This is a genomic window from Streptomyces sp. NPDC059909 (assembly GCF_042730885.1).
Classification (GTDB): Bacteria; Actinomycetota; Actinomycetes; order Streptomycetales; family Streptomycetaceae; genus Streptomyces.
Genome location: NZ_JBHWKX010000012.1, coordinates 17,617 through 24,694 on the forward strand (window position 1 = coordinate 17,617; position 7,078 = coordinate 24,694).

Annotated in this window: 4 protein-coding genes; 2 read left to right on the forward strand and 2 right to left on the reverse strand. The window is 68.6% G+C overall.

Features of this window, described 5'->3' with window-relative positions; translation table 11 throughout:
• Window positions 1-134: 134 nt before the first annotated feature.
• Entirely contained in the window at window positions 135-749 is a 615-nt protein-coding gene (locus tag ACFV9O_RS11200; protein ID WP_385415412.1) for a Uma2 family endonuclease, read from the reverse strand.
• Window positions 750-849: 100 nt separating this feature from the next.
• A complete protein-coding gene (locus ACFV9O_RS11205) occupies window positions 850-2,331 on the reverse strand; it encodes an MFS transporter (RefSeq protein WP_385415414.1) in 1,482 nt (493 codons plus the stop codon).
• A 52-nt stretch (window positions 2,332-2,383) separates the two neighbouring features.
• Here ACFV9O_RS11205 and dusB point away from each other — a divergent pair, with 52 nt between their 5' ends.
• Complete coding sequence (dusB, locus tag ACFV9O_RS11210; protein WP_385415415.1) at window positions 2,384-3,529, forward strand: tRNA dihydrouridine synthase DusB; 1,146 nt, start codon at window positions 2,384-2,386, stop codon at window positions 3,527-3,529.
• A 466-nt stretch (window positions 3,530-3,995) separates the two neighbouring features.
• The gene (gene ppdK, locus ACFV9O_RS11215) at window positions 3,996-6,704 is read left to right on the forward strand and encodes a pyruvate, phosphate dikinase (protein WP_385415418.1); all 2,709 of its coding nucleotides are present in this window, start codon (window positions 3,996-3,998) and stop codon (window positions 6,702-6,704) included.
• The last annotated feature ends 374 nt before the right edge of the window (window positions 6,705-7,078 follow it).

The following is a 7,078-nucleotide window of genomic DNA, read 5'->3' on the forward strand; positions in this document are numbered from 1 at the left end:
GATAGACACGTAGGGTTTCGCGGGGAGGCAACCACAGACCCCCCCCCCCCCCCCATCTCGCCCCCCACTCCCCTCCCCCCCCCCCGGGCCCGTCGGCGTTTCCGGGGCCGGCGATCCATGGGTGCGGCGCCCCGTCAGCCGTCGGTGGACTCGGCAGGGATCTGGAACGTCGAGGTGTCGAGTTCGCAGCCGAAGGGGTCGGGGATCTCGAGCTTGGCACCGAACGGAACCGTGGTCCGTGACAGGTAGCCCTTCGCGGACGGCTCCCAGAACACCGTCGCAGCCTTCTCCTGCACGTCGATCAGGAGGTACACCGGCACGCCCGACCTGCCGTAGACCGGCACTTTGTCCTGCCAGTCGACGAGCCGGGTCGAGGACGACGTCAGCTCGCAGACGAAGGAGAGGGCCTCGCCGTCGATGTAGTGGGAGTCGGTCTGGAAGGCAGCTGTCGCGGCGGCGTGGATATCGGGACCGTACGCCCGCTCCTCACCGGGGAAGGTGAACAGAAACGGGGCCGCGGACATCGTGTGACCCTCACGGCGTTCGGGCTTCAGCTGGTCCTGAATGGACTCCATGATGGGCAGATAGAAGCCCCTGGACCACGGCGACATGACGATGTTTCCCCCGACGATCTCTGCCCGGTAGCCGTCGGGCACCTCCATGCTCAGCAAGGTCCGGCACAGCGCCTCGAAGCGCTGAGAGCCGTGGGGAGTGTCTATGGTCGTCGGTCGCTCAAGCATCGCTGTCATGATGCGCCCTTCCTCGTACACGGAGCCATACAGCCACGCGTAACAGGTCGAGCACTCAGAGTATCGACAGGGTGTGACAGCGGGCGCTGGTTCGCGGCGATCAGGACGTACGGCTGCTCTCCGCCGGCACCCGGGCCTTCGACGACTCCAGCCGTTCCGCCGTCCGCCGTGCCGTCCTGCGGGCCCAGCGTCCGCTGGTCGCGAGGCCGACGACCAGGACGGACAGTCCGCAGCCCATGATGATCCACCAGGCGGGGCGGCTCGCGTCGACGAAGCCCGCCGCGGGGGCGGCCGCGCTCGTGCCCGCTGCCAGGACCGAGCCGATGACCGCGACGCCGAGGGTGGCGCCTGTCTGACGGCTGGTGGAGGCGATCGCGGCGGCGACGCCCGCCTGGGAGCGGGGCATTCCGGAGACGGCGGTGTTGGTGATGGGGGCGTTGACCATGCCGAAGCCGAGGCCGAAGAGGACGTATCCGGTGAAGAGGAGGGGCGTGGACGTCTCGGCCTCGAAGGCGGCGAAGAGGAGTCCGCAGGCGGCCATGGAGGTTCCGGCGACGATGAGCGGGAGGCGGGGGCCGCGGTTGCCGACGAGGCGGCCGGACAGTGGGGCGCAGACGAAGGTGAGTGCGGCCATGGGGAGCATGTAGAGGCCGGCCTGGAGCGCGGACAGTTCGCGTACGTCTTGCAGGTACAGGGTGTTGAGGAAGAGGAAGCCGCTGAGCGCGGCGAAGGCGCTGATCGCTATGACGGTCGCGCCGCTGAAGGGTGCGGAGCGGAAGAAGCGCAGGTCGATGAGGGGTTCGTGGCGCCGGGGTTCGTAGGCGAGCAGTCCGGCGAGGGCGAGGACGGCGATGGCGGCGAAGGGGAGCACGGCGCCCAGGCCGGCTGAGGGTGCCTCGATGATCGCGTAGGTGATCGAGCCGAGGAGGGCGATGACGAGGAGCTGGCCGACCGGGTCGGGGCGGCGTGGCTTCGGGGCGCGGGACTCGGGGACGTAGCGCCAGGTGAGGAGCAGGGCTGCGAGGCCCACGGGGACGTTGATCCAGAAGATGGAGCGCCAGCCGACGGTCTCGGTGAGGAGGCCGCCGACGAGGGGGCCGGCGGCCATGGATATGCCGACGACGCCGCCCCAGGCGCCGATGGCGCGGGCGCGTTCGCGTGGGTCGGTGAAGGTGTTGGTGATGATCGACATGGCGACGGGGTTGAGCATCGAGCCGCCCACCGCCTGGACCATGCGGAACGCGACGAGGGATTCGAGGTTCGGCGCGAGTGAGCAGAGGACCGAGCCGAGGGTGAAGAGGACGAGCCCGGTCTTGAAGACCTTGCGGCGGCCGATCCGGTCGGCGGTCGATCCGGCGAGCATGAGCAGCGAGGCGAGGACGAGGGTGTACGCGTCGAGGGTCCACTGCATTCCGGCGACCGTGGCGCCGAACTCCCGGCGCATGGAGGGCAGGGCGACGTTGAGGACGGTGTTGTCCAGGCTGACGATCAGCAGGCTCATGCAGCAGATGGCCAGGATCAGCAGGCGTCGTCGGCGGCTCAGCTGGGACGCCGACTCGTATGCGGGGTCGGACACGGCCATATCTGCATAGTACGCCTAACTAATGAACCGGGGAATGCGCGACAATGGGCGAATGACCACGCTCGCCCAGCCCTCGACGCTGTCCATCGGCCCGCACGCCGTACAGCCCCCTGTGGTGCTCGCTCCCATGGCCGGCATCACGAACGCGCCGTTCCGCACCCTCTGCCGCGAGTTCAGCGGCGGCAAGGGGCTGTTCGTCAGCGAAATGATCACGACGCGGGCGCTGGTCGAGCGCAACGAGAAGACGATGCAGCTCATCCACTTCGACGAGACCGAGACGCCGCGCTCGATCCAGCTGTACGGAGTGGATCCGGTCACCGTCGGCAAGGCGGTGCGGATGATCGTGGACGAGGATCTGGCCGACCACATCGATCTGAACTTCGGCTGCCCGGTCCCGAAGGTCACGCGCAAGGGCGGCGGCTCGGCGCTCCCGTACAAGCGGAATCTGCTGCGGGCCATCCTGAACGAGGCCGTCGGCAACGCCGGGGACCTTCCCGTCACGATGAAGATGCGCAAGGGCATCGACGACGACCACATCACCTATCTCGACGCGGGCCGTATCGCGGTCGATGAGGGTGTCACCGCGATCGCTCTCCATGGGCGCACGGCGGCGCAGCACTACGGCGGCACGGCGGACTGGGAGGCCGTCGCCCGCCTCAAGGAGCATGTGCCCGAGATCCCGGTGCTCGGCAACGGCGACATCTGGTCGGCGGACGACGCGCTGCGGATGATGCGGGAGACCGGCTGCGACGGCGTGGTCGTGGGGCGCGGCTGCCTGGGCCGGCCGTGGCTGTTCGGCGATCTGGTCGCCGCCTTCGAGGGCAGGGACACCTATGCGCGCCCGTCGCTGCGGGAGGTCGCGGACGTCATGGTGCGTCATGCCCGGTTGCTGGGGGAGTGGATCGGTGACGAGACCCGTGGCGTGATCGACTTCCGTAAGCATGTGGCCTGGTACCTCAAGGGCTTCGCGGTCGGCTCCGAGATGCGGAAGAAGCTCGCGGTGACGTCGTCGCTGGACGAGCTGCGCGCTCAGCTGAGCGCGCTGGACCTGGATCAGCCGTGGCCGGTGGGCGCGGACGGGCCGCGTGGGCGTACGTCCGGGAACAACCGGGTGGTGCTTCCCGACGGCTGGCTGAAGGACCCCTACGACTGTGCGGGTGTGAGCGAGGATGCGGAATTGGACACCTCGGGGGGCTGATCAGGGCCTGGATGCGGGCCGGGGACCGGCCGCGTGCGCGGCCCGGGAGCGGGCTGCGGACCCGTGTCCGTTCTCGGGCAGGGGCGGGTCCGGATGCTGGAATTTCGCTGTCCGGAGCGGCGTGATTCTCGCCACCCTTGATAAGGGTTGCGCTCAGATGAGCGGTCGCGGGGTGGCTCCATTTTTAGAAGGGGTGGCACTCAGTGCCACCCCTTCTGTGTTCAAGAGTTGAACTCAGATGCCTTGAAGGGCGCTCATTCGAGCGTGCATTGCCTGCTTTGGGTCAAGCGCTCTTCGAGGCATGAAGAAACCAGGGCGTGGCTTTTAACGCATAAGTAACCTGCGATCTGCTGGCGGACGGGTGGTTACGGTCGAATGACGGACAAGTGGACGTACCCAGGCGCCTTCGATCTGGGTATGTTCCTCGCCGTCAGGGCAGCCACCGAGCCTCGAGGAGTCGAGACCCGTGTCGGAAAACAAAGATCAGAAGTTCGTCTACGACTTCACCGAGGGCAACAAGGACCTCAAGGACCTCCTCGGTGGCAAGGGCGCGAACCTTGCCGAGATGACCAACCTCGGGCTGCCCGTCCCTCCGGGCTTCACCATCACCACCGAGGCGTGCAAGGTCTACCTCGACAGCGGCGAGGAGCCCGCGGCACTGCGTGACGAGGTGAGTGCGCACCTCGACGCGCTGGAGCAGAAGATGGGGAAGAAGCTCGGCCAGGCCGACAACCCCCTCCTCGTATCCGTACGCTCTGGCGCCAAGTTCTCGATGCCGGGCATGATGGACACCGTCCTGAACATCGGCCTCTCCGACGCGTCCGTCGAGGGCCTGGCCAAGCAGGCCGGCGACGAGCGCTTCGCGTGGGACTCGTACCGCCGGCTCATCCAGATGTTCGGCAAGACCGTCCTCGGCGTCGACGGCGAGCTCTTCGAGGACGCCCTGGAGGCGGCCAAGGAGGCCAAGAAGGTCACCGTCGACACCGACCTCGACGCCGCCGACCTGAAGAAGCTCGTCAAGCAGTTCAAGAAGATCGTCAAGACCGGGACGGGCCGCGACTTCCCGCAGGACCCGCGCGAGCAGATGGACCTCGCCATCAGGGCCGTCTTCGACTCCTGGAACACCGACCGGGCCAAGCTGTACCGCCGCCAGGAGCGCATCCCCGGCGACCTCGGCACCGCGGTCAACGTCTGCTCGATGGTCTTCGGCAACCTCGGCCCCGACTCCGGCACCGGTGTCGCCTTCACCCGCAACCCGGCCTCCGGCCACCAGGGCGTCTACGGCGACTACCTGCAGAACGCGCAGGGCGAGGACGTCGTCGCCGGTATCCGCAACACCGTGCCGCTCGCCGAGCTGGAGACGATCGACAAGAAGTCGTACGACCAGCTGATGCAGATCATGGAGACGCTCGAGACGCACTACAAGGACCTGTGCGACATCGAGTTCACCATCGAGCGTGGCCAGCTGTGGATGCTGCAGACCCGCGTCGGCAAGCGCACCGCCGGTGCCGCCTTCCGGATCGCGACCCAGCTCGTCGACCAGGGCCTCATCGACGAGGCCGAGGCGCTGCAGCGCGTCACCGGCGCCCAGCTCGCCCAGCTGATGTTCCCCCGCTTCGACGAGTCGGCGAAGGTCGAGAAGCTCGGCCGCGGTATCGCCGCCTCTCCGGGCGCGGCGGTCGGCAAGGCCGTCTTCGACTCGTACACGGCCGTCAAGTGGTCCCGCTCCGGCGAGAAGGTCATCCTGATCCGCCGTGAGACCAACCCGGACGACCTCGACGGCATGATCGCGGCCGAGGGCATCCTCACCTCGCGCGGCGGCAAGACCTCGCACGCGGCCGTCGTCGCCCGCGGCATGGGCAAGACCTGTGTCTGCGGTGCCGAGGAGCTGGAGGTCGACACCAAGCGCCGCCGGATGACCGTGAACGGCACGGTGGTCGAGGAGGGCGACGTCGTCTCCATCGACGGCTCCACCGGCAAGGTGTACCTCGGTGAGGTGCCGGTCGTGCCGTCGCCGGTCGTCGAGTACTTCGAGGGCCGGATGCACGCGGGTGCCGACGACGCCGACGAGCTCGTCGCCGCCGTGCACCGGATCATGGCGTACGCGGACCGGGTGCGCCGCCTGCGCGTACGGGCCAACGCGGACAACGCCGAGGACGCGATGCGGGCGCGGCGCTTCGGGGCGCAGGGCATCGGCCTGTGCCGCACCGAGCACATGTTCCTCGGTGAGCGCCGCGAGATGGTCGAGAAGCTGATCCTCGCCGACACCGAGGACGAGCGCGAGGAAGCGCTGAAGGTTCTGCTGCCGCTGCAGAAGAAGGACTTCGTCGAGCTCTTCGAGGCGATGGACGGGCTGCCGGTGACCGTGCGGCTGCTCGACCCGCCGCTGCACGAGTTCCTGCCGGACATCACCGACCTGTCGGTGCGCGTCGCCCTCGCCGAGTCCCGCAAGGAGCCGCACGAGAACGACCTGCGCCTGCTCCAGGCCGTGCACCGGCTGCACGAGCAGAACCCGATGCTGGGTCTGCGCGGTGTCCGTCTCGGTCTGGTCATCCCCGGCCTGTTCACCATGCAGGTACGGGCGATCGCCGAGGCCGCGGCCGAGCGCAAGAACGCCAAGGGCGACCCGCGCGCCGAGATCATGATCCCGCTCGTCGGCACCGTCCAGGAGCTGGAGATCGTCCGCGATGAGGCCGAGCAGGTCATCGCCGAGGTCGAGGCGAAGACCGGCGTCGAGCTCAAGCTCGCGCTCGGCACGATGATCGAGCTGCCGCGCGCCGCGCTGACCGCCGGTCAGATCGCCGAGGCCGCCGAGTTCTTCTCCTTCGGTACGAACGACCTCACCCAGACCGTGTGGGGCTTCAGCCGGGACGACGTGGAGGCCAGCTTCTTCACGGCGTACCTGGAGAAGGGCATCTTCGGCGTCAGCCCGTTCGAGACCATCGACAAGGACGGCGTCGGCTCGCTCGTCCGGAGCGCCGTCGAGGCCGGCCGGGCCACCCGCCCGGACCTGAAGCTCGGCGTGTGCGGTGAGCACGGCGGCGACCCCGAGTCGGTGCACTTCTTCCACGAGGTGGGCCTGGACTACGTGTCCTGCTCGCCGTTCCGGATCCCGGTGGCGCGACTGGAGGCGGGCCGCGCGGCGGCGCAGTCCTCCGGGAGCGACAGCCGCTGACCCACCGGCCGGCGCCCGAGCGGCGCCGGCCCCTGACTCCGGGGTCGTCGGTGGTCCCCGACCCTCACCGACCGGCCGGCGGCCCCGGTGCACCAAGAGACGAGCGGGACGTACACCTTGTGCGGAGGTGTCCGTCCCGCTCGTTTCCTTTTCGCACAACACCCGCCTTTTACGCACAGCCCCGAACAACGCCCTGTCGCTGTTGAACGACGGACCAGTAGCGGGCATTAAGCAAAGGTGTATTTCCGCCATTCGTTGAGCAAAGAACAGGCGGGGGGGGGGGGGGGGGGCCCCCCCCCCCGCCCTCCCCCCCCCCCCCCCCCCCGACCAAGAGACACAAACCCCCCCCCCCCCCCCCCAGTGCGGAGAAACCC

What these genes read in the sequence shown, in the direction of transcription:
- ACFV9O_RS11205 (WP_385415414.1), bottom strand. Translation starts at nt 2,331, where the DNA reads ATGGCCGTGTCCGACCCCGCATACGAGTCGGCGTCCCAGCTGAGCCGC.
- dusB (WP_385415415.1), top strand. Translation starts at nt 2,384, where the DNA reads ATGACCACGCTCGCCCAGCCCTCGACGCTGTCCATCGGCCCGCACGCC.
- ACFV9O_RS11200 (WP_385415412.1), bottom strand. Translation starts at nt 749, where the DNA reads ATGACAGCGATGCTTGAGCGACCGACGACCATAGACACTCCCCACGGC.